The 20,574-nt window shown below is 36.4% G+C and carries 23 protein-coding genes; 12 read left to right on the top strand and 11 right to left on the bottom strand.

Annotation, left to right across the window (positions count from 1 at the left end):
* Nucleotides 1-15 precede the first annotated feature (15 nt).
* From ACX0HA_RS14315 to ACX0HA_RS14280, 8 genes are all read left to right on the top strand, one after another.
* Entirely contained in the window at nucleotides 16-993 is a 978-nt protein-coding gene (locus tag ACX0HA_RS14315; protein WP_458845979.1) for a hypothetical protein, read from the top strand.
* Nucleotides 994-996: 3 nt separating this feature from the next.
* On the top strand, nucleotides 997-1,548 hold the full coding sequence (locus ACX0HA_RS14310) for a TerD family protein (RefSeq protein WP_458845978.1): 552 nt from the start codon (nucleotides 997-999) through the stop codon (nucleotides 1,546-1,548).
* A 4-nt stretch (nucleotides 1,549-1,552) separates the two neighbouring features.
* Nucleotides 1,553-2,215, top strand: a complete 663-nt coding sequence (locus tag ACX0HA_RS14305; protein ID WP_458845977.1) for a TerD family protein — start codon at nucleotides 1,553-1,555, stop codon at nucleotides 2,213-2,215.
* Nucleotides 2,216-2,244: 29 nt separating this feature from the next.
* Nucleotides 2,245-3,237, top strand: a complete 993-nt coding sequence (locus ACX0HA_RS14300; RefSeq protein ID WP_458845976.1) for a TerC/Alx family metal homeostasis membrane protein — start codon at nucleotides 2,245-2,247, stop codon at nucleotides 3,235-3,237.
* A gap of 57 nt (nucleotides 3,238-3,294) precedes the next feature.
* Nucleotides 3,295-4,041: a 3-oxoacyl-[acyl-carrier-protein] reductase gene (fabG, locus tag ACX0HA_RS14295; RefSeq protein WP_458845975.1), complete on the top strand. Its 747-nt coding sequence runs from the start codon at nucleotides 3,295-3,297 to the stop codon at nucleotides 4,039-4,041.
* Between the two features lie 41 nt (nucleotides 4,042-4,082).
* On the top strand, nucleotides 4,083-6,110 hold the full coding sequence (locus tag ACX0HA_RS14290) for a hypothetical protein (RefSeq protein ID WP_458845974.1): 2,028 nt from the start codon (nucleotides 4,083-4,085) through the stop codon (nucleotides 6,108-6,110).
* Nucleotides 6,111-6,191: 81 nt separating this feature from the next.
* Nucleotides 6,192-6,626, top strand: a complete 435-nt coding sequence (locus tag ACX0HA_RS14285; RefSeq protein ID WP_458845973.1) for an META domain-containing protein — start codon at nucleotides 6,192-6,194, stop codon at nucleotides 6,624-6,626.
* The gene (locus ACX0HA_RS14280) at nucleotides 6,626-7,294 is read left to right on the top strand and encodes a DUF2461 domain-containing protein (RefSeq protein WP_458845972.1); all 669 of its coding nucleotides are present in this window, start codon (nucleotides 6,626-6,628) and stop codon (nucleotides 7,292-7,294) included. The genes ACX0HA_RS14285 and ACX0HA_RS14280 overlap by 1 nt, the downstream gene beginning before the upstream one ends.
* A gap of 28 nt (nucleotides 7,295-7,322) precedes the next feature.
* Here ACX0HA_RS14280 and ACX0HA_RS14275 read toward each other — a convergent pair whose 3' ends face one another.
* The 4 genes from ACX0HA_RS14275 to ACX0HA_RS14260 all read right to left on the bottom strand — a co-directional run bounded on the left by ACX0HA_RS14275 (nucleotide 7,323) and on the right by ACX0HA_RS14260 (nucleotide 10,050).
* Complete coding sequence (locus ACX0HA_RS14275) at nucleotides 7,323-7,721, bottom strand: glyoxalase (protein WP_458845971.1); 399 nt, start codon at nucleotides 7,719-7,721, stop codon at nucleotides 7,323-7,325.
* A 62-nt stretch (nucleotides 7,722-7,783) separates the two neighbouring features.
* Nucleotides 7,784-8,278, bottom strand: a complete 495-nt coding sequence (locus tag ACX0HA_RS14270; protein ID WP_458845970.1) for a hypothetical protein — start codon at nucleotides 8,276-8,278, stop codon at nucleotides 7,784-7,786.
* A gap of 99 nt (nucleotides 8,279-8,377) precedes the next feature.
* Complete coding sequence (locus ACX0HA_RS14265) at nucleotides 8,378-9,175, bottom strand: hypothetical protein (protein WP_458845969.1); 798 nt, start codon at nucleotides 9,173-9,175, stop codon at nucleotides 8,378-8,380.
* Between the two features lie 47 nt (nucleotides 9,176-9,222).
* Nucleotides 9,223-10,050 carry a UDP-2,3-diacylglucosamine diphosphatase gene (locus tag ACX0HA_RS14260; protein WP_458845968.1) on the bottom strand — a complete coding sequence of 276 codons (828 nt, stop codon included), beginning with the start codon at nucleotides 10,048-10,050 and terminating at the stop codon, nucleotides 9,223-9,225.
* Between the two features lie 155 nt (nucleotides 10,051-10,205).
* On the opposite strand from ACX0HA_RS14260, the gene aroC reads away from it, so the two are divergent.
* From aroC to ACX0HA_RS14245, 3 genes are all read left to right on the top strand, one after another.
* Nucleotides 10,206-11,255 carry a chorismate synthase gene (gene aroC / locus ACX0HA_RS14255; protein WP_458845967.1) on the top strand — a complete coding sequence of 350 codons (1,050 nt, stop codon included), beginning with the start codon at nucleotides 10,206-10,208 and terminating at the stop codon, nucleotides 11,253-11,255.
* A 100-nt stretch (nucleotides 11,256-11,355) separates the two neighbouring features.
* Nucleotides 11,356-12,273: a T9SS type A sorting domain-containing protein gene (locus tag ACX0HA_RS14250; protein WP_458845966.1), complete on the top strand. Its 918-nt coding sequence runs from the start codon at nucleotides 11,356-11,358 to the stop codon at nucleotides 12,271-12,273.
* Between the two features lie 125 nt (nucleotides 12,274-12,398).
* Nucleotides 12,399-13,310, top strand: a complete 912-nt coding sequence (locus ACX0HA_RS14245) for a T9SS type A sorting domain-containing protein (RefSeq protein WP_458845965.1) — start codon at nucleotides 12,399-12,401, stop codon at nucleotides 13,308-13,310.
* A gap of 118 nt (nucleotides 13,311-13,428) precedes the next feature.
* Here ACX0HA_RS14245 and ACX0HA_RS14240 read toward each other — a convergent pair whose 3' ends face one another.
* Nucleotides 13,429-13,839: a thiol-disulfide oxidoreductase DCC family protein gene (locus ACX0HA_RS14240; protein WP_458845964.1), complete on the bottom strand. Its 411-nt coding sequence runs from the start codon at nucleotides 13,837-13,839 to the stop codon at nucleotides 13,429-13,431.
* A gap of 3 nt (nucleotides 13,840-13,842) precedes the next feature.
* On the bottom strand, nucleotides 13,843-16,017 hold the full coding sequence (locus ACX0HA_RS14235) for an endonuclease MutS2 (protein ID WP_458845963.1): 2,175 nt from the start codon (nucleotides 16,015-16,017) through the stop codon (nucleotides 13,843-13,845).
* 130 nt (nucleotides 16,018-16,147) lie between these two features.
* On the opposite strand from ACX0HA_RS14235, the gene ACX0HA_RS14230 reads away from it, so the two are divergent.
* On the top strand, nucleotides 16,148-16,813 hold the full coding sequence (locus ACX0HA_RS14230) for a uracil-DNA glycosylase (RefSeq protein WP_458845962.1): 666 nt from the start codon (nucleotides 16,148-16,150) through the stop codon (nucleotides 16,811-16,813).
* A gap of 1 nt (nucleotide 16,814) precedes the next feature.
* Here the strand turns inward: ACX0HA_RS14230 and ACX0HA_RS14225 are convergent, their stop codons facing one another.
* The 5 genes from ACX0HA_RS14225 to ACX0HA_RS14205 all read right to left on the bottom strand — a co-directional run bounded on the left by ACX0HA_RS14225 (nucleotide 16,815) and on the right by ACX0HA_RS14205 (nucleotide 20,556).
* Entirely contained in the window at nucleotides 16,815-17,747 is a 933-nt protein-coding gene (locus ACX0HA_RS14225) for a transglutaminase domain-containing protein (RefSeq protein ID WP_458845961.1), read from the bottom strand.
* A gap of 24 nt (nucleotides 17,748-17,771) precedes the next feature.
* Nucleotides 17,772-18,617, bottom strand: a complete 846-nt coding sequence (locus tag ACX0HA_RS14220) for a substrate-binding domain-containing protein (RefSeq protein WP_458845960.1) — start codon at nucleotides 18,615-18,617, stop codon at nucleotides 17,772-17,774.
* A 114-nt stretch (nucleotides 18,618-18,731) separates the two neighbouring features.
* A complete protein-coding gene (locus ACX0HA_RS14215) occupies nucleotides 18,732-19,082 on the bottom strand; it encodes a translation initiation factor (RefSeq protein ID WP_458845959.1) in 351 nt (116 codons plus the stop codon).
* A 25-nt stretch (nucleotides 19,083-19,107) separates the two neighbouring features.
* On the bottom strand, nucleotides 19,108-19,530 hold the full coding sequence (locus ACX0HA_RS14210) for a hypothetical protein (protein WP_458845958.1): 423 nt from the start codon (nucleotides 19,528-19,530) through the stop codon (nucleotides 19,108-19,110).
* Nucleotides 19,531-19,599: 69 nt separating this feature from the next.
* On the bottom strand, nucleotides 19,600-20,556 hold the full coding sequence (locus ACX0HA_RS14205; RefSeq protein ID WP_458845957.1) for an isopenicillin N synthase family dioxygenase: 957 nt from the start codon (nucleotides 20,554-20,556) through the stop codon (nucleotides 19,600-19,602).
* Between the last annotated feature and the right edge of the window lie 18 nt (nucleotides 20,557-20,574).

Below are 20,574 nucleotides of genomic sequence, written 5' to 3'. Positions count from 1 at the left end.
AGGGAGGAAATATAAATGACGCAGGAGCAGGAGGAAATATATGCTCAAATAATTAAGGAGAGCAGTAAAAGGCTGGTGGTTTTAAAAACGTTATCTAACTTTTTTAACCATAAAGATCTTTTTGCTGTATTTGTAAGGACACAGGTCATCCACAATCTGTTTGAATCCAATAAAAATCTGGATGTTAATAAGCTGGACTTGTTTCATGTACAATATACCAGCAGTTTAATTGATTTGTTCCTTAAGCTTAAAAAAGCCAAAGAACAGCAGTATCTTTTGCTTTCCGATGAAATTTATATTAATCAGGATCTTATACGCAAGCTTGAAAGTGAAGCGGTAGGTGTGAATTTTACAGAGGCCGCCCGAAAACATTCTAAAGCAATGTCTGAAAAAATAAAACTGTTGTACGGGATGCTCGCCGGCGGTACATTGTCAGCCTTCAGTTGGGGAGATACAATGGCCTTCTCACAGAGCATGCGCGGCGAGTTTTTCAGGCAGCTTGATAGCGAAAAATTTTTACAGCTTACAGGTGTTAATGGCAGGAACAGTTATGAAAATGAATTTGTTACTATTGAGCGTAAGCTCTTAGGTAGGCTCAATATCTATAATTTCAAATTAAAATTTAGCTGTGGATTCGTTTGTGAAGACGAGGTTGCGGAAGTTTTTGATTTTATAGATTCTAACGACAAGTTTATTTTTATAAACCGTTCAAAGTCATTTTATTTTTTGGATGAGGATATGTCCAAAGGTATAGATATGTCTAAAAACACATCAAACAAAACGAGTATTATAATTGATCTTAAGATAAAGTCAGATTCGCTAAGAGAAAAACAGGCGGTCATAAAAAGCCAGATAGCTCCTGATGTAGAAGATGTACTTTCGGGATATCTTGAAAAGATATCCGGGGTAGATTTCCTTGACGAACTTCGGAATGTAGATGAGCAAACTAATATTTTAAGAGCAATGCTTAACATTAATATTAATTCAAAATAACCAATGGCAATTAATTTAGAAAAAGGACAAAGACAAAATATAGCAGCCCCGAAATTTACCGTGGGCCTTGGATGGGATACTAACTCAAGCAATACAGGAGAAGCTTTTGACCTCGATGTATCGATTTTTGTATTAGGAAATAATGCAAAGCTTGTAAATGAGAATTACTTTGTGTTTTATAACAACCTTAAATCTCCTGACGGAGCTGTAGAGCATACAGGTGATAACCTTACAGGTGCAGGAGATGGTGATGATGAGAAAATTCTAGTTGATCTTTCTAAAATAAGTGCTGACGTTGCAGAAATCTGTTTTGTAGTTACTATCCACCATGCAGATACGAAAAGGCAGAATTTCGGACAAATACGTAATTCATTTATAAGGATTGTAGATACCAACAATACTGAGCTTGTGAAATATGAGCTTGATGAAGATTTTTCTATTGAAACGGCAGTTGAATTCGGGAGGCTTTACAAAAGAAATGATGAATGGAAATTTGAAGCAGTTGGCGCAGGTATGAAAGGTGGACTTCAGGACTTCTTAAATAAATACAACTAAGAAAATGGCAATAAATCTAACCAAAGGTCAGAAGATTGACCTGAAGAAAAGCAGCGGCGAATCGCTTACCAATTTTTGTGTAGGTGTAAACTGGGGCGCAATTGAAAGTAAAGGTGGCTTTCTTGGGCTTTCTAAGAAAGTTCAGAGTATTGACCTTGATCTTAGCTGTGTACTTATAGATGATCAGAATAAAATTACAGACCATCTGTACTCTCCATTATACAAAGAAGAGGTGCTTAAGAGATTTGGGCTTCAAAAAGGGAAACTTGAAACGTATGATAAAGCCATGAAGCATACAGGCGATGATCTTGCCGGAGATACAGGAGGAGATGATGGGCTTGACAATGAAATCATAACCGTCGATCTTTTAAAGGTAAATCCGAATGTAACCCAGATTTTCTTTTTCCTGAATAATGCGGGTAAAGAGGATTTCTCGCAAATTCCTTATTCTAAAATAAGGATGTATGAAGGTACACCTACAAAAGTAGTTTCAGAGTTTGCTTCTTATAATGTATCTGCTGAAGGGCAATATGCAAATAAGCGTTCTATTATTATGGGCAAGCTTTACAAAAAGGAAGGTGAATGGAAATTCAGTGCAATTGGTGATCCTACTGAAGATACTTTCTTAGGACAGACCATACAAAGAATAGTACAGAACTATCTTTAATTTCAAACCAATAAACATATATATCTTAAATGGATAATTTAATAAACCATCCCGGCCTGATAGCTGTTTTTTCAGTTGTGGTCGTGATAATGCTTTTGCTTGACCTTGGTATTTTTAATAAGAAGAGCCACGTTGTTTCTAATAAAGAAGCCATAATATGGTCGTTAGTATGGATAAGCCTTTCAATGATATTTAGCGGATTTATCTACTATTACATGGGAGTGGAGAAATTCTCTCAGTTTCAGTCGGCATATTGGATAGAAAAGGCGCTTTCTGTAGATAACCTTTTCGTGTTCATATTAGTATTCGGGTTCTTTAATGTGCCTAAAGAAAATCATCATAAAGTATTGTTTTGGGGGATTATAGGTGCATTAGTGCTTAGGGCTGTATTTATTTTCAGTGGAGTAGGGCTTATCAAGCTTACATATCTTCCTGAAATGGAAATGTTTGGGTATTCACTTCGAATCAATATTGTACTTACGCTATTTGGTATATTCCTTATTTATGCAGGGATTAAATCATGGTTTGCCGAAGAGGATGACGATGAAGAGAAAGACTTCAACAAAAGCCCGGGTGCCAAGGTTGTACATAAATTCTTTAGTGTAAGTAAAAACTATGATAAGGATAAATTTTTTACAATTGAGAATGGTAAGAAACTGGCAACACCATTGTTAGTTGTTGTAGGGGTTATAGAATTTACAGACCTTCTTTTTGCTGTTGACTCTATTCCTGCAATATTTGCCATAGCACCGGATGATCCGTTCATACTTTATACGTCAAACATTTTTGCCATATTAGGACTTAGGGCATTATACTTTTTATTGGCCAATTTCATTCACTTATTCAGTAAGCTGAAATATGGGTTGGCTATCATATTGGCATTCATAGGGGTTAAGATGGTAATTTCGCCTTTATACCATATTGAGTCGATGCATTCATTGTTAGTGGTAGCAGGTGTACTTATATTATCTGTACTGGCATCGCTTTTGTTCCCTGAAAAAGAGGAAGCCCAAACGGAATAAAACCTTAAACATTTTGCTATATTTGTGACTTTGTAAAGAAACAAACTGAAAATATTTATGAAACTATTAGAAGGAAAAACGGCTATAATAACCGGCGCTAGCCGTGGAATTGGCCGTGGTATAGCAGTGGTTTTTGCTAAACATGGTGCTAATGTTGCGTTTACTTACAGCTCTTCGGTTGAAGCTGCGCAACAGCTTGAGGAAGAACTTAAGGGTTATGGAGTGCAGGCAAAAGGCTACCAGTCAGATGCTGCTAAATTTGATGAAGCCCAAAAACTTGTTGATGATGTACTGGCAACATTCGGTACGATTGATATTCTTATCAATAATGCAGGTATCACAAAGGATAACCTTTTGATGCGTATCTCTGAAGAGGATTTTGATAAAGTAATTGAAGTTAACCTTAAGTCGGTTTTCAATATGACCAAGGCTGTTCAAAGGCCAATGCTTAAACAGCGCTCAGGTTCAATCATTAACATGAGTTCAGTTGTTGGTGTAAAAGGTAATGCAGGACAGTCCAACTATGCGGCTTCTAAAGCAGGTGTAATAGGATTTACTAAGTCTATCGCTTTAGAGCTTGGTTCAAGAAATATCCGTTGTAATGCAATCGCACCTGGTTTCATCGAAACTGAAATGACAGCAAAGCTACCTGAAGACGTAGTAAAAGGATGGGCTGATAATATTCCTTTAAAAAGGGGAGGATCTACAGAAGATGTAGCTAATGCTTGTCTTTTCCTTGCTTCTGATATGTCAGCTTATGTAACTGGGCAGACACTAAATGTGGATGGCGGTATGCTGACTTAATACACAAATTAATACTAATTCGTAAACACAGATAATTTAAAATGACTGCATCTACAATTCTATTGTTAGTATTATCTGCATTTGCAGCCTTTGGATTATCGTTTTACCAATATCTTTTCAAAGCCAAAAAGAAGGGACGTTTGTTCTTCTTTTTGGCTTTTATTCGTTTTGTTACGCTTTTTTCAATTTTCCTGCTTTTAATTAATCCTGTAATTACCACTAAAGACCTTGAGACGGTAAAAACACCGCTTCCAATACTTGTTGATAATTCACAGTCAGTTAAAGAGCTGGGACAGGACAGTATAGCAAAAATTATTGCGGAGAAACTAGAGAGCAATAAAGAACTTAAAGACAAGTATGATATTCAGTTGTACAGCTTTGCAGATGGTTTTGAAAGGGCGGATTCGCTTAATTTTAAAGGGAAGCAAACACATATAGATCAGGCCGCACAAAATCTGAAACAGCTTTACCGAAACACGAATTATCCGGTAGTAATGCTTACCGATGGTAATCAGACTATTGGTAATGATTATATCTACAGTTTTAGAGAAAATACAACTGTATATCCATTAGTATTAGGTGATACAACTACATTTCTGGACCTAAGGGTAAGCCAGATCAATGTAAATAAGTATGCCTTCTTAAAAAATAAATTTCCGGTAGAAGTATTTCTTCAATATAGCGGAAATAAAACTGTAAATGCCGTATTCAATATCATGCAGGGTAACACAGTTCTGCATAAGCAGGCAGTAAGTTTTTCCAAAGACAAAAAAGCAGCGTCACTAACTGTTCTCTTAAATGCTGATAAAGTAGGCGTACAAACGTATAAAGCAGTACTATCATCAGCTGAATCTGAAAAAAACAAATATAATAATACCAAGAACTTTGCGGTTGAAGTTATTGATCAACGCTCTGAAGTTGCTCTTATATCTTCAATAAATCATCCTGATCTTGGAGCACTCAAACGTGCCATTGAAACCAATCAACAACGTAAAGTAACTATACTTAAACCTAATGAAGTAAAGTCACTTCAGGATTATAACGTATTGATATTATATCAGCCGGATGCTTCATTTAAAACCATACTTGAGCAAAACAAGAATGCAGGTCTGAATACTTTGACAGTAACCGGTTTGAGTACAGATTTTAATCTTCTTAATCAGTCACAAAGCACACTTGGCTTTAAGATGACTTCGCAGAGTGAAGATTATTTAGCTGATTTTGAAAGCGGATTTAATTCATTTGCAATTGATAATATTGGGTTTGAACAATTTCCGCCATTAGAGAATCCATTCGGTACAGTAACTTTAAAGTCAAATTCAAATACTTTACTTCAGGCGCGTATCAGGAATGTAAAAGTGGAGAGTCCGTTAATGGTATTTTCTGAAACAGGGCTATCGCGTAATGCATTTATTCTGGGAGAAAATATTTGGAAATGGAGGGTTGAAAGCCATCTTACTACAAAGTCATTTGAGCAGTTTGACATATTCATTGATAAGACTATCCAATATCTGGCATCAAACTCAAAAAGAAGATCACTAGTTGTAAATCATGAAAGTTTTTACAATTCAGGAGAAGTTATTCAGATTACTGCCCAGTATTTTAATAAAAATTATGAGTTTGATGAGAATGCAAGACTTACTATAGCTCTGAAGAATAAATCTAATAATTCGACCAAAAACTATGATTTCCTGAAAGGTTCCGGGGAATATAAAGTAAATCTTGATGGGCTTAATGCCGGTAAATATAGTTTTACAATAACAGAAAACACTTCTAAGACAAGTTATAACGGTACTTTTGAAGTATTGGATTTTGAAATTGAAAAACAGTTTGTTAATCCGGATCTTACTCGTCTTCAGCAGGTAGCCGGCAACACAGGAGGAAAGGTTTTTTATCCGGGGACTGTGGATAAATTAATTGATTCTTTGGTTAATAATGAAGATTATAAAGCAATTCAGAAAGAAATCACAAAAAAATCTCCATTAATAGACTGGGTATGGCTGCTTGTCCTTTTGGCTATAAGCCTTGCTACCGAATGGTTTGTACGTAAATACAACGGACTACTATAAAATTCCTATTAAAGTTTTTATAAATAATGGTGTAAGGGTAGAAATGTCCTTAAATTTGATCTCTCATTAAAACAAAATCTCATGAAAAAATTAGTTTTCGCTTTTAGCATAGTGTTGGTCATGGCACTTATGACAGGGTGTAAATGCACATCTAAGGCAGTGGCATCTAAAGATAGTATTACATCAACAGGATGGGAATTATCTTTGATTAATGGAAAAAAGGCTGCAGCTACTGATTATCCTAACAAATTTCCAGATGTTATTTTTGCATCAGATAATAAAGTTAGTGGTCATGGAGGATGCAATCGCTATGGAGGCTCTTACACACTTGATGCTGAAGGAAAATTTTCGACAAGCCAGCTTATATCTACTAAAATGTTTTGTCAGGGAGTTAAAGAAGATGAGTATCTAAAAGCTCTTGGCCGTGCCAATAAAGCAAAAATTGAAGGTAAGAATCTTGTATTATATTATGAAAATGAAGCTGTATTGATTTTCATTCCCAAAAAACTGGAATAATGGTTTCCAAAGAGGTATTTGATTTTTTACGTCTGCTTGCAAAAAACAATAACAGGGAATGGTTTGCTGATAACAAAGCTGAATTTCAGAAAATTGAAAATCAGTGCAGGACTTTTTTTAATGAAGTTGGCAATGAGTTGCAAAAGCAGGATTCTATTGAAAGTATTCAGGTTTACCGGATTTATAGAGATGTTCGCTTTTCAAAAGACAAATCTCCTTATAAAAACTACCTGGGAGCATGGTATTCCAGAACTAAACCTTTTTTTAGGGGAAGCTACTATCTACATCTTGAGCCCGGTAACAGTTTTGTTGAAGGTGGATTCTGGCAGCCAAATGCTGAAGACCTGAAAAGGATCAGAAAGGAATTTGAGTTGGATGAAAGCGAGATAAGAGAAATAATCGCCGCTCCCGAGTTTCAAAAATACTTTGGTACTATTGAAGGCGAAGAACTCAAGACAGCTCCAAAAGATTTTGATAAAAACCATAAAGCAATTGATCTTATAAGAAAAAAGCAATTTTTAGTTGTAAGAAGATTTACAGATAAAGAAGTGCTGGATAAAAATTTCAGTCGAGATATTTTTAGAACATTTGATGCTATGCGGCCATATTTTGATTACATGAGCGACGTGCTCACAACAAATATGAACGGTGAAAGTAATATTGAATAAAAAAAGAGGAATAGTCATTCCTCTTTTTTTATTCTCTTATTGTTAAAAGCTGAACCTGATCCTTAAGCCTTTCTATCAAAAGGTTCATCATGCGTTTGTTTAGGCTTGATGAGTCCTGTATGTATTCCTTAAATTCATCAACCGTAAACATTGCAATGATCATGCCTTTCAGGGCATTTCTGAATTTAATGTCTTTGTGAATTGTATTGTCTATAAAAGTTAATTTCTTTTCAATGCTAAATGCATAAAAATCACTTTTTGATTTGTTGATATAATTTATGAATGATTCTATAAACAAGTCATTTTGTAATTTAAGTATTGGCCGTATTGTTTTGTTTTGAAAAATTTCTTCTTTGGATGATTGTGGGAGTATTTCTCCGATTGGTTCGCCCCTGAGGGTAAGTATCTGCATGTCGCGCTGATCCATGTTTTTCTTTTAAAGATAAAAAAACCCTGTTTGAAAACAGGGTTTTTTATGTAAAATATTTTTTAGAATTTGAAACGTATTCCAAGTGCAATGTCACCTGCGAAATTGTCATCCCTAAAGTCGTTAAAATATAACTCAGGTCTGAAATCTAGCGATAATTGCAGAGGGATATCAAAATTATATTCGATACCTATATCACCTGCAACAAAAGCGAAAACGCCACTGTCATCATCACCATCATAGTAGTCAGGGATACCGTCATTGAAATCCCATGTTCCAAGACCACCACCAACACCGGCATACCAGTTAAAGCCGCCATCGATATTCCATACCCATTGGTATAAACCTGTAAGTTTAACAGCATCGTAGCTTTTTGAGTCATGCCATCCAAGATCTAATTCAAGGCGGTTGTTGCTGCTTAGACTTCTTTGATATGAAATTTCTCCACCAAAACCGTCATTGTCTCCAAGTCGAAGACCTAAAGCGTTTTTTTCCTGTGCATTCGAGCTAAATGCTACTCCTAGTAGCACAAAAGCTGATAACAATAATTTTTTCATAATGATTTACTGGGTTATTTATTTAACAAAGATAAATCTAGTTTCTTGTAAGAATTGGGCTTTGTTAAACTTTTAACAGTTATCATTTTGTTAAACATTTTACTCTACATTATAGTGTACAAGTACCTCTTCCTGATGCTCCGAACCGGATTGTGGTATAGGTAGTTCAACATCAGGTAATTCGGCAAGTTGATAAGTTATGTCAGTTACACTTTTTACTGCTCCTATGCCCTCAGCATAATATTGAGTGGAAACTGCTACATCTTGTTTTGCCATTAAAGGGAATGATATTGGGATTGGGATTCCGGGTATGGTAACGCTAACATTTATTTCCATATTTAGAGTTATCTCTGTCGTTTTTACGTTAGAGTACTGTTCTCCGTTTACAGTAATGCTGGCTACAGGTGCTTTTGCTTTCGAAGAAAGTTTGTAATTAATGGTAAGTCCATAACCTTCCAAATCCTGATTAATAGTTCCTTCCTTAATTGAAAGCTGTTGGTTCTCTGATGCATTTTGATCAAAAACAATAAAGTCGGTTATAGCCAGGTCAAATGGTAGTTCGTCAGATATTGCTAAACCGGCTGTTCCCGAAAGATATGTCTTCCCGTCGGCATGTCTTATGCCATTGTTGTTAAGTGCATTTGAGAAGAACCCTGTTGCGATTCCATCTTTAGCCTTTAATTTTTTATAAGTGTTGTTGTTGATTACTGTGTCACCTGAAACATATAAGGAGTCTCTGCCGCTTACAGATGTTCCCTGTACATCATATACCCAATAATTACCGCTATTAACCGGTAAAAAATCTCCGGTTGAATTGTTACCGCTATCTCCATTATCATCTGAAGAGCAAGAAAACATAAGAGCACCTAATGCGCTCAGCAAATATACTTTTTTCATGTTAGTTAGATTTGCAGGCTAATATAGCTAACTATTTTGTTAAAAAGCTATTTTTTTGAAAATAGCATAGTAGCTATTAACTGATGATCCAGTTGTGTTTCCATTTCAAAGTAATCTTCTTCGATTATTGGTTCCATCTCGGTGTGCCTGTATAGTTTCCAGCGTTTTTTATTGTATTCCAAAGCTGTCAGATTTTCTATCCAGTCACCGGAATTCAGATAAGTAACACTGCCTTTTTTATTTTCTTTAATAGTAATTACAGGTTCATGGATGTGTCCACAAATTACATAATCATAATTGTTTTCAATTGCAATTTCTGATGCTGTTTCTTCGAAATCCGAAATAAATTTTACGGCTTTTTTTACACTGCTTTTGATTTTCTTAGATAAAGAGTATGGTTCTTTACCCATTTTTTTAAGCACCCAGTTTACAAAACGGTTTAGTAGAATTAGATAGTCATAGCCAATACCACCTAGTTTTGCTATCCATTTGGCATGATTAACCGAACTGTCAAAAACATCGCCGTGAAAAAACCAAGCCTTTTTATTGTCGAGTTCTAGTACAACTTTGTCGCAAATCGAAAAATTGCCCATCGATGTTCCGCTGAACTTTCTCAGCATCTCGTCATGGTTCCCGGTTATATAATAAACCTTTGTGCCTTTAGATGCAAAATCAAGTAGTTTTTTTACAACCTTTAAATGTGATTTTGGGAAATATGATTTCCTGAATTGCCAGATATCAATGATATCACCGTTTAGGATTAATGTTTTGGGTTTTATGGTAGAGAGATAGGCTGAAAGTTCTTTAGCGTGACATCCATAAGTACCTAAGTGTATATCCGATAGGACAACGAGATCAACATTCCTTTTTTTCATCAGGTGTTTTTTCTTCTGCAAATTACTAACATATATATAAAGGTATGTTTACGACAGTGTTATTAAAATGTTTTGAAGAAGAAATAATGTACTGTGCCATTTATTTTATTTATAGAAGGGAAGGGCTTACATTTGTTTTTTAAGCATAAAACATTATGGCAGGAAATACATTTGGAAAAATATTCAGGCTTACGACATTCGGTGAATCACATGGCACAGCTATAGGCGGAGTTATTGATGGTTGCCCTCCTGGACTTGAGATTGATTTTGAAGCTATCCAGAAAGAACTAGACAGGAGAAGGCCCGGACAGTCAGCAATCGTAACGCAGCGTAAAGAATCGGATACTGTCGAATTTCTTTCCGGAATATTTGAAGGAAAGACTACAGGTGTACCTATAGGGTTTATCGTTCCTAATTCAGGTCAAAAACCGGATGATTATTCGCATATTAAGGATGTCTACAGGCCATCGCATGCCGATTATACTTATGATAAGAAATATGGAATAAGAGATTATAGGGGTGGAGGAAGAAGTTCTGCACGTGAAACGATAAGCAGGGTAGTAGGAGGGGCAATTGCAAAGCAGCTTATGCCTGAAATAAAAATAAACGCATTTGTTTCTTCGGTCGGTGATATCTTTATAGATAAACCGTATCAGGCTCTTGATTTTTCTTTGACCGAAACAAACGACGTTAGATGTCCGGATAGTGCTACGGCTGTTAAGATGGAAGAATACATAAAGCAAATCCGTAAAGAAGGTGATACAATTGGGGGGACTATTACCTGCGTAATACAAAATGTGCCGGCTGGCCTTGGTGAGCCTGTGTTCGATAAATTGCATGCAGAACTTGGAAAAGCAATGTTATCCATAAATGCTGTAAAGGGCTTTGAATATGGTAGCGGTTTTTGTGGTGCTAAGATGAAAGGGAGTGAACACAATGATTTATTTAACCCTGACGGTTCTACAAAATCTAATCTTTCGGGAGGTATACAGGGTGGTATCAGCAATGGCATGGATATTTATTTCAGGGTCGCCTTCAAGCCGGTAGCGACAATTATGCAATCCCAACTGACTATTGATAAAGAGGGTAATATGGTTGAGATGCAGGGCAGGGGAAGACACGACCCCTGTGTGGTGCCTCGTGCAGTACCTATAGTTGAAGCTATGGCTGCATTGGTTTTGGTGAATTTTTATATAATTAAATAAAAAATAGTTTAATCCTCTTTTTTTTTCTTAAATTTTGTTTAATTTTTTTTTGATATAATTGTTTTATTATTAGATTTGATAAAATTAAAAACTTATTATTATGAAAAAACAACTACTTACAGGGGCTTTTTTAATGGGAGCTTTCTTTACAATGAATGCACAGCAGACACTTTTTCAAGACAGTTTTGATACTTATTCCGCTTTCACAATATCGGGAATCGGAAACTGGACACAAATTGATATAGATGGTGCGCCAACTTACACGATTGAAGATACTGAATTTGAAAATGCAGGATACACAGGTACAGGGATAGTTTTTGATCCAACGGCAACAACACCAGCGTTAGCTGAGGCATGGGCTCCTCGTACTGGTATAAATTCATTAAACTTTTTTGCAGCAGTAACTCAAAATCTAGATGATCCAACTGCTGTTGGGCCTAACAATGATTGGTTTGTATCTCCGCAAATATCTCTGGCTGAATCAGGAAATAAGGTGACTTTTTATGCAAAATCTATAACAGCTCAGTATGGGTTGGAAAGAATGGCTCTTGCTATTTCAACTACGGGTAATACTGACCCTGCGGATTTCACTGTGCTCACTCAGGGAACTTATGTTCAGGTTCCTATAGAGTGGACTGAGTATACAATTAATCTTGATCAGTATGCTGGGCAGGATGTATATATTGCAATTCACTATCTTACAGATGATGCATTTGCTCTTTTAGTTGATGATTTTAGTGTTACGGCTGATGGTACTGCCGGTTTAAATGAAAACCTGGCATCAAAGCTATCTGTTTACCCTAACCCTGCAAACAATGTTGTTACTATTGATAACAACCAGAATATTCAAATTTCTGCTATTTCGATTGTAGATATAAACGGGCGTACAGTTAAATCTGCCCAATATGATGGCGTATCAAATGCTCAAATCAACATTTCTGAACTTTCTTCAGGGATTTATATGATGAATATAGCTTCAGATCAGGGTATGACAACTAAAAAAATTGTGAAAAACTAATTAATTTTCAATATGTTATAAAAAACAGGCCTTTACAGCCTGTTTTTTTTTGTTTTTTTGTAAAAAATAATTGTTCGTGATAAAATTTTCCTTATTTTTGGAAAAATTAAAAACTATTTATCATCATGAAAAAACAATTACTTACCGGAGCTTTCCTTTTAGCTTCTTTTTTTGCTGTACAAGCACAAGAAACAATTTATACTCAACCTTTTGATGTTTATGGAGATGTGTTTCCAACAGATGAATCTTTACCTACATGGGACTCATTCTCAACAGATGGAGATACAGCTTTTTTCACTGTTTATCAAACAGATGCAGATCTTCTTGCTTTAGGTCTTTCAGGTGCAGGAACCGCTGGTTCTGCGAACTTTACAGTTACAGGTACAGCTCCAAACCAACAAATAGTAATGACTGAGGGTTCTGACAATTTATTAGTTTCAGTTCCTTTGGAATTTCCGGCTGACGCCCCTGCGTATGCTACTTTCAAAGCTGTTGCATTAGGTAATGCAAACGCAACTCCTGCATATGATGTTATAGCTCTTACTTCAGACGACCTTACTGCAATGGCTGCTGCTACAACCTTAGAAGAATTTGCTGCTGCTCTTGATGCTGCTGCTGTACTTTTAACTGTTACAAATGTTTCAAAAACAGAAGCAGAGCTGAAAAATGTTGATTTAGCTGATTACGCAGGAGAAACTATTCTTCTAGGTTTCAGACACCACAATTCAGGTACTTTACCGGCTTACTTATTTATAGATGATTTAACAGTTGCTACTGGTGTTGCGGGTGTTAATGAAAATGTTCTTGCTAGTCTTTCTGTATATCCTAACCCTACAAGTGATGTAGTTAACGTAGCTGTTGATGCTCTTGTATCAAATGTTGCAATTGCTGATCTTAACGGTCGTACAGTTAAATCTGTAAAATTTGATGGTGTATCTAACGCTTCAGTAAACGTTTCTGATCTTGCTTCAGGTATCTATATGATGACTGTGTCTTCTGACAAAGGTACTACAACTAAAAAAATCGTTAAAAACTAATTATTAGTTTTTTAGATAATATTGAAACACCCGCTTTTAGCGGGTGTTTTTATTTGAAGAAATTTTAAAAACAAAAGAGCCGCTATTTTTAGCGGCTCTTTTGTTTTGATATTTTGTGTTATAAAAATTTCGCTTTCATTTCCGGTGTAGGAATCATGCATTCCTCTTTTTTTCCATACCATTTGTACCTATTACGGGCAACATAATCATAAACTTTATTGTTTAGATAATTTGGCAAGACTGTGAAAATACTTAGGAGTGAATAAACACTGCCTAATTCTTTAGCGATTTTAAGTGCAGCTTCAGCCTTATAATAATAGGCTGTTCCTGGTTCGTATAAAATGATGGAGTCGGTTTTTGAAGTATCAAGACCAATGTGGTTTATTATTTCCTGACCCAAATCAGACTGGAGGGCAACGAAACGAAAAATATCCTCTTTATCATGTTTAATGATAAATTGAACGGTATTATCGCATAAGTTACATACACCGTCAAACAATATTATTTTTTTATTTAAAGGTAAATCCATATTTTATTTCTTCTTTGCCTCAACAAGTTCGAGTAATTCAATATCTACCTTAGAGGTGAATAAGCCATAATTTACCGTGGCTTTCTTTTTTTCAATAGCATCCAGAGTTCCTACGGCTTTACCATCAATCATTCTGACCCTGTCTCCAATTTTTAGAATAGCTTTTGGTTTCTCGGCCTCAAGTTTAATGGCTTTTAATTTTTTCTCTTTTTTCTCTTCACGTATCTCTTCAACCTTTTCTTTTACTTCGGCAATGATTATCTTTTGCTGAACTTCTTTTTCCTTTTTCTCTTTAGGGGTGGCCTTTTTACGCTTAGAGTTTTCAATTTCAACCATCTTAAGGAATTCACCAATTAATTCCTTCTTGTTTTTATTATTGAAATATTTATCGCTGATATCATCGAGTTTTTGTCCCATGTAAATAAGACGTTGGTTCGCATCATACAGTTCCTGATAGCTTTCGAGCTTTTGCTGAATTTTTGTATTGATGTTTTCCATTTTTTTACCTTCTTCACGGGCACGACTTTCTTCCTCTTTCAGGTTTTGAGAAGTTTTCTCAAGTTTAGAGCGTTCCTTTTGAAGAGTGGCGATAGTTTTGTCAAATCGTACTTTACTGCCTTCAATTTTTTTCTTTGCGCGATTGATCAATCCAAAAGGAATGCCATTTTTTTGCGCTACCTCAAAAGTAAACGAACTACCGGCTTGTCCAAGAATAAGTTTATACATTGGCTCAAGTGACTTTTCGTCAAAAAGCATATTGGCATTTGTGGCGAAAGGTAATTCATTTGCCAGAATTTTCAGATTTGTATAATGGGTAGTGATAATCCCAAAGGCTTCCCGATTATAAAACTCTTCAAGGAATACTTCGGCCAAAGCACCACCTAATTCAGGATCTGATCCGGTACCGAACTCGTCAATTAGAAACAATGTTTTATTGTTGCACTTCTTTAAGAAGTAGTTCATGTTTTTTAGGCGGTAGCTGTATGTGCTTAAATGATTTTCAATAGATTGGTTATCTCCAATATCTGTCATTATCCTGTCAAACAAAAAAGTCTCACTTCGCTCATGAACAGGAATTAGCAATCCGCTTTGAAGCATTAATTGTAATAGTCCAATCGTTTTAAGTGTAATGCTCTTACCACCTGCATTAGGTCCGGATATTACAATAATCCGATTATCTTCTTTAAGTTCTATTGTCTGTGGATAGGTTGTTTCTCCTTTTCTGTTATTATTCGATAAAAGAATTGGGTGAAAGGCATCCCTGAAATAAAGTCTTTTTTCTTCGGTAATCGTTGGCAGCAGAGCATTGATTCTCCTGGCATATTTTGCTTTACCGGAAATGACATCTATATCTGTCAAAAATTCCTGATAATGATACAAAAGAGGTACAAACGGACGTACGACATTACTTAATTGTAATAATATACGTTTTATCTCTTCTTTTTCTTCATACTCATAATTATTGAGTTCTCTCGAATATTTTAATGTAGCTTCAGGTTCTATATAAGCGATGCTGCCAGTTTTTGAACTTCCCAGAATTGAACCTTTTACTTTTCTTCGATACATTGCCAATACCGCTAAAACTCTGCGGTTTTCAACAACACTTTCTTTAATATCGTCAAGATACCCCATTCCGTTATACTGGCTCAAAGCTGATACAAAACTCTGATTTATCTTTGTTTTAACCAGATTCATTTCCCTGCGGATATTTTGAAGTTCAGGAGATGCATCGTCCTTTACTTCACCATATTTATCAACTATCGTGTCAATATTCTTCAGGATTTCTTTAGTATACTCAACATTAATAGCTCTTTTGTTCAGGGTGGGGTAGTAGTCATCAAATTTTTCAAGAAACTTGATAAGCGTATTAACTGTTTCTGAAACAACAGCTATTTTTCTAAATGCAGGTGCCTCCAGATAACTATCTTCGATAGCAAGGAATTTTACTTCGTTATTTATGGGTTCAAAACCATGATTTGGGAGTGCGTTGTTATTATCGAAAGACGAAACATATTCTGAAGTCTCTAAAAGCGAATCCATCAGTTCTTCTTTATTTTTAAAAGGAGATATCTGTAGCGCTTTTTCGTGTCCTGGTTCTGTAGTACAACCTGAGGCAACTGCTTCAAGGACAGTGTAGAATTCTAAGTCTTTTAAGGTTTTATCTGTTATGCTGATCATTATGAGTATAGGCGTAATTTATACAAAAATACTACATATTTAGTAGGGTTGTACACATGCCGTAAAAGTTTAAGATGGCTTTACAATTGCATTAAAGAGCATTGTTTATATTTGCCTAAAATTATACTATATGCAGGTAAATATTGAGTCTTCGTGGAAAGAAATTTTAAAGGATGAGTTTGATAAGCCATATTTTGGTTCCCTTATAGATTTTGTAAAAAATGAATATTCTCAGCATACCTGTTATCCTCCCGGGAAAAAGATATTTTCGGCATTCGACCATTGTCCTTTTGATAAGGTAGAAGTTGTCATCATCGGGCAGGATCCTTATCATGGTCCGGGCCAGGCAAATGGCCTGTGTTTTTCTGTTAGTGACGGAATACCATTTCCTCCATCGTTGCAAAATATTTTCAGGGAAATCCAAACCGATTTAGGTAAGCCATTTCCGTCAACAGGTAATTTGGAACGTTGGGCTGATCAGGGAGTACTGTTGCTTAATGCTGTTCTTACTGTTCGCCAGAGTGAAGCCAATAGTCATCAGGGGAAAGGATGGGAAGCATTTACAGATGCTGTTATCCAGAAGATATCTGATGAAAAGAAAGATGTTGTTTTTCTGCTTTGGGGCGGTTTTGCCAAGAAAAAAGGCGCTCGTGTTAATAAAGAAAAGCATCTGATTTTGGAATCAGGACATCCATCACCTTTAAGTGCTAATAAAGGACATTGGTTTGGAAATAAGCATTTTAGTAAAACTAATGAATTCCTTGCTCAAAAAGGGAAGAAGCAAATTGATTGGTAAGTTAATTGAATGTAAGCGCTCCTAAAATTTCTTCGCTCATAAATCGCCCACCCGGATACATCGCTGTATAATCAAGATTCAGCCATATCTGGCCACGCTCGTCTATGTGATAATGAATTTCTTTTCCACGGCTCTCTTCAACAAAAAGTATTTCTTTTATCAGGTAGTTAGCAGTTTCAAGATCGGCTTTGGTTCCAATGAGCATTTCAGGGTATAAATGTCCGCCTGTGTGAATAATACGGGGAGTTCCTCCAATTGCACGTATTGCTGCCGACATCAATATGGCATGGTCATCACAGTCTCCCGAAAAATGCTGAATAGATTCTGATGCTGATGCAATATATTCCTGTCCTTTTGGATCATCTACATAATTCCAACGGTTCCGGATCTCCTTGAATACGGCAAAACACTGTATCATCCGTCTTTGTTTTCTGTAACCCTTAACATCCCTGAAGTATTTTGTGGTAGCCATCAGGGCAAAGTTCCTTACAGCAGGATTGTCAAATTCAACCGCATCAATAATTTTCGATTTATTAGGGAAAGGTAGAAGTTTAGATATGATAATATCTTGTGGATTCGGGTCGTCGGCCATGGTGTAAACCATGGAACGATAATCTTCATATACCTTATTGAAACCATAATTACCAAATACAGAACCATATAGTAATGCAATCAGGTAAAGGAATATGCAGACGATAAGGATGTGTTTCATTAACCGCAATACCAATTGGATAGCTACCAATATCACTATTCCAATAAGGATCCTGTCAATGTGTAGTGGCCAGTTCGGGTCCTTAAGATTTTGGTGAATGATAATAAACAGCGGTATGGCAATAAGTACATTTAGTACAAAAATGATAATAGATGCCCACGGCTCCTTTATCTGGAGCTTAGTTTTCAAATTTTTTATGGTTGTGGAATCCAGTTTTATCATTAGGGTCAAATAAAACGCTGTGTTTTATCCTGCTGCTATTTCAAATGCAGCTTTATCATTTATAAGGTTAAGTTCTAATAATTGATCCTGTACTTTATCAAACGTACTTTTGTCCAGTTTCTGTTGAGACCATTCAGTTATTTTTAACCACTCCTGAATATCTTCTGTTTTTTGGTTATAGCGTTCGGCAAGTGTCTTGTCAATGCTTGGTATTTCTTTAAAATCTGCTGTTGTGATGTTGATTATTTCCAGTAATTTTTCGATGGCTTTTGCATCGTTTTTCAATACTTCATTACGGACTGCGATCACGAAACAAGGCCACGGAGTAGGGCAGTCGCCAATTCTCCTAAAGATACCTTTGTCTACAATCGGTTTGGTCATAAAACGTTCCCACATAAAGTAATCGGCACGTCCTTCGGTAAGACCTTCAATGGCGCCATCCAGTGTGTTGATTATTTCAAATTCCAGGCCAGTTGTATCCCATCCATGATTTTTTGCATTTACAATTGCCATAAGATGCGAACCGGAGCCAAATCTGCTGATAGCGACTCTACCGTTCTCAATATCTGAAAGTTGCTTATGTGGAGAACCGGCAGCCACATGGATTCCCCAGACTAATGGCGACTCCACATATACCTGAATGATTGTACTCTCATTGCCGGCAGCGATATCTTTAATGATTCCCTCAGTAAGAATTACAGCTATATCAGTGCTGCCGTCGCGAAGCATCTGGCACAATTTACCTGTACCTTCAGGAGTGTCAGTCCATTCCACATCGATACCTGCCTGTTCAAATTCGCTGTTTTCAATACAAAGATGCCAAGGGAGGTTGAAATGTTCGGGAACGCCAGCAATTTTTAGTGTTTTCATGTAAATAGGATTGTAAAGGATAAAGGTAGTGAGACTATAAAGATTTAACAAACAAGAATAAAAAATCCCTCAAACAAAATTGCTTAAGGGATATATAAATTTTCAGATTCTGGCTTATCCACCAACTCTTTTTACCTTATAACCTTCTTTTGCAAGAAAATCTATGATCTTATCCCTGAAATTCCCCTGGATAATTATCTCGCCATCTTTAGCGGCACCGCCGACACCACAAAGTGTTTTTAGCTGCTTGGCTAAGGCTTTTAAATCGTCATCGCTGCCCTCAAATCCTTTAATTATTGTAGCTACTTTACCGCCACGATTCTTCTTATCAAGATGCGCTTCGAGCTTCTGCTGATTGTTTGCAAGGGTTTCCTGCTGCTCGTCGTTTGATTCAAATTCAAACTCTTTATTGGTAGAGAATACGAATCCTCCTAAATCATCTAAACTGCTTAATTTCTTCGCCATAGGTTTAATTATGTAAATAAATGCATTAACATCCGCATTCGCCGTAAATAGTTTCTTTTACACTCTTTCCATCTTTGGATTTGATGGACATTGTTCCTTTTTGCTGCCAGGTTTCATCTACCTGCAATACTTCCTCGCTGTCAAGAGTAACCTCATAGTCATCATTAGTATAGATCTTTACCCAATAGCCTTCGGTAACATCAGTATAACTCTTTAATTTGAACTGCATCATTTGACCGTTGATACTGATATAGGCATGGTCATGATAAGTATCGGCATATATATAGCTGCCATTTATGAAATCTTCTTTATTGGCAGAAAAATAACAGGCACAACCGTCAATCTCTTCCGGGAAATCTTTAAAGCGGTCAACAGTAATTGCTTTTTCCTCAGCACATGAAATTACAAGTATTGATAAAAGAAATAGTGCGCTAAAGATTTTTTTCATATCCCAAAATTATAAATAAAAAAGCATTGAACTATTGTCCAATGCCTGATTGTATATAAAAATATGTTTTTATTTTTTGATAAGCCCGAGCTCTACAAGACGCTCATAAAGATAATCACCGGCTGTGATGTCTTCATAAAGCTTAGGCTGATCTTCGCTAATACAGTTCTCAAGGCAATCCAGTTTCATTTCGGCAACGGGGTGCATAAAGAATGGAATGGAATAACGGGAAGTACCCCATAATTCCCTTGGAGGATTAACAACCCTGTGTATGGTCGATTTTAGTCTGTTATTGGTATGTCTTGAAAGCATGTCGCCAACATTGATAACCAGTTCATCAGGCTCGGCGATAGCATCAATCCATTCACCGTTGTGGTTTTGAACCTGCAGGCCGCGTCCCTGAGCACCCATAAGTAAAGTGATAAGGTTTATATCACCGTGTGCTGCTGCACGTACTGCATCTTTTGGTTCCTGTGTGATAGGAGGGTAGTGGATAGGGCGTAGTATACTGTTGCCTTCTCCAACATAGTTATCAAAATAGTTTTCGTCAAGGCCAAGGTAAACGGCTAATGCCCTTAATACATAAACACCTGTTTTTTCAAGCATTTTGTAAGCTTCTTTGCCTGTAGTGTTGAAATTTGGAAGTTCAGTAACTTCTACATTATTATGGTAATGAGGATGGCCATTGTATGTTGAGTCTTCAGAAAGATATTGCCCAAAATGCCAGAATTCCTTCAGGTCGCCCTGTGTATGTCCTTTTGCTTTTTCTTTTCCGAAAGAAACATAACCGCGCTGTCCGCCAATGCCGGGAATCTCATATTGTGATTTTGCTTCATAAGGAAGACTGAAGAAATTTTTTACCTCTTCATAAAGTGAATCTACAAGTGCGTCATCAAGGAAATGGCCTTTCAGTGCTACAAAGCCTATATCTTCGTAGGCTTTACCGATATCATTTATGAATTTTTGCTTGCGTTGTTCATCGCCGGAAAGGAAATCGCGCAGGTCTACGCTTGGTATATTTTGCATGGATAATGGTCGTTTTTG

It is taken from the genome of Flavobacterium hauense (genome assembly GCF_054457175.1).
The sequence above is the reverse complement of the archived record's forward strand: the minus strand, read 5'-3'. Positions and strand labels throughout refer to the sequence as shown.

Excerpts from the sequence above, each read along its gene's own strand:
- ACX0HA_RS14220 (WP_458845960.1), bottom strand. The coding sequence starts at position 18,617 with ATGAAAACACTAAAAATTGCTGGCGTTCCCGAACATTTCAACCTCCCT.
- ACX0HA_RS14265 (WP_458845969.1), bottom strand. The coding sequence starts at position 9,175 with ATGAAAAAAGTATATTTGCTGAGCGCATTAGGTGCTCTTATGTTTTCT.
- ACX0HA_RS14310 (WP_458845978.1), top strand. The coding sequence starts at position 997 with ATGGCAATTAATTTAGAAAAAGGACAAAGACAAAATATAGCAGCCCCG.
- ACX0HA_RS14245 (WP_458845965.1), top strand. The coding sequence starts at position 12,399 with ATGAAAAAACAATTACTTACCGGAGCTTTCCTTTTAGCTTCTTTTTTT.
- ACX0HA_RS14305 (WP_458845977.1), top strand. The coding sequence starts at position 1,553 with ATGGCAATAAATCTAACCAAAGGTCAGAAGATTGACCTGAAGAAAAGC.
- ACX0HA_RS14205 (WP_458845957.1), bottom strand. The coding sequence starts at position 20,556 with ATGCAAAATATACCAAGCGTAGACCTGCGCGATTTCCTTTCCGGCGAT.
- ACX0HA_RS14315 (WP_458845979.1), top strand. The coding sequence starts at position 16 with ATGACGCAGGAGCAGGAGGAAATATATGCTCAAATAATTAAGGAGAGC.
- ACX0HA_RS14225 (WP_458845961.1), bottom strand. The coding sequence starts at position 17,747 with ATGATAAAACTGGATTCCACAACCATAAAAAATTTGAAAACTAAGCTC.
- ACX0HA_RS14300 (WP_458845976.1), top strand. The coding sequence starts at position 2,245 with ATGGATAATTTAATAAACCATCCCGGCCTGATAGCTGTTTTTTCAGTT.
- ACX0HA_RS14285 (WP_458845973.1), top strand. The coding sequence starts at position 6,192 with ATGAAAAAATTAGTTTTCGCTTTTAGCATAGTGTTGGTCATGGCACTT.
- aroC (WP_458845967.1), top strand. The coding sequence starts at position 10,206 with ATGGCAGGAAATACATTTGGAAAAATATTCAGGCTTACGACATTCGGT.
- ACX0HA_RS14290 (WP_458845974.1), top strand. The coding sequence starts at position 4,083 with ATGACTGCATCTACAATTCTATTGTTAGTATTATCTGCATTTGCAGCC.
- ACX0HA_RS14275 (WP_458845971.1), bottom strand. The coding sequence starts at position 7,721 with ATGGATCAGCGCGACATGCAGATACTTACCCTCAGGGGCGAACCAATC.
- ACX0HA_RS14250 (WP_458845966.1), top strand. The coding sequence starts at position 11,356 with ATGAAAAAACAACTACTTACAGGGGCTTTTTTAATGGGAGCTTTCTTT.
- ACX0HA_RS14235 (WP_458845963.1), bottom strand. The coding sequence starts at position 16,017 with ATGATCAGCATAACAGATAAAACCTTAAAAGACTTAGAATTCTACACT.
- ACX0HA_RS14240 (WP_458845964.1), bottom strand. The coding sequence starts at position 13,839 with ATGGATTTACCTTTAAATAAAAAAATAATATTGTTTGACGGTGTATGT.
- ACX0HA_RS14270 (WP_458845970.1), bottom strand. The coding sequence starts at position 8,278 with ATGAAAAAATTATTGTTATCAGCTTTTGTGCTACTAGGAGTAGCATTT.
- ACX0HA_RS14210 (WP_458845958.1), bottom strand. The coding sequence starts at position 19,530 with ATGAAAAAAATCTTTAGCGCACTATTTCTTTTATCAATACTTGTAATT.
- ACX0HA_RS14230 (WP_458845962.1), top strand. The coding sequence starts at position 16,148 with ATGCAGGTAAATATTGAGTCTTCGTGGAAAGAAATTTTAAAGGATGAG.
- fabG (WP_458845975.1), top strand. The coding sequence starts at position 3,295 with ATGAAACTATTAGAAGGAAAAACGGCTATAATAACCGGCGCTAGCCGT.
- ACX0HA_RS14280 (WP_458845972.1), top strand. The coding sequence starts at position 6,626 with ATGGTTTCCAAAGAGGTATTTGATTTTTTACGTCTGCTTGCAAAAAAC.
- ACX0HA_RS14215 (WP_458845959.1), bottom strand. The coding sequence starts at position 19,082 with ATGGCGAAGAAATTAAGCAGTTTAGATGATTTAGGAGGATTCGTATTC.
- ACX0HA_RS14260 (WP_458845968.1), bottom strand. The coding sequence starts at position 10,050 with ATGAAAAAAAGGAATGTTGATCTCGTTGTCCTATCGGATATACACTTA.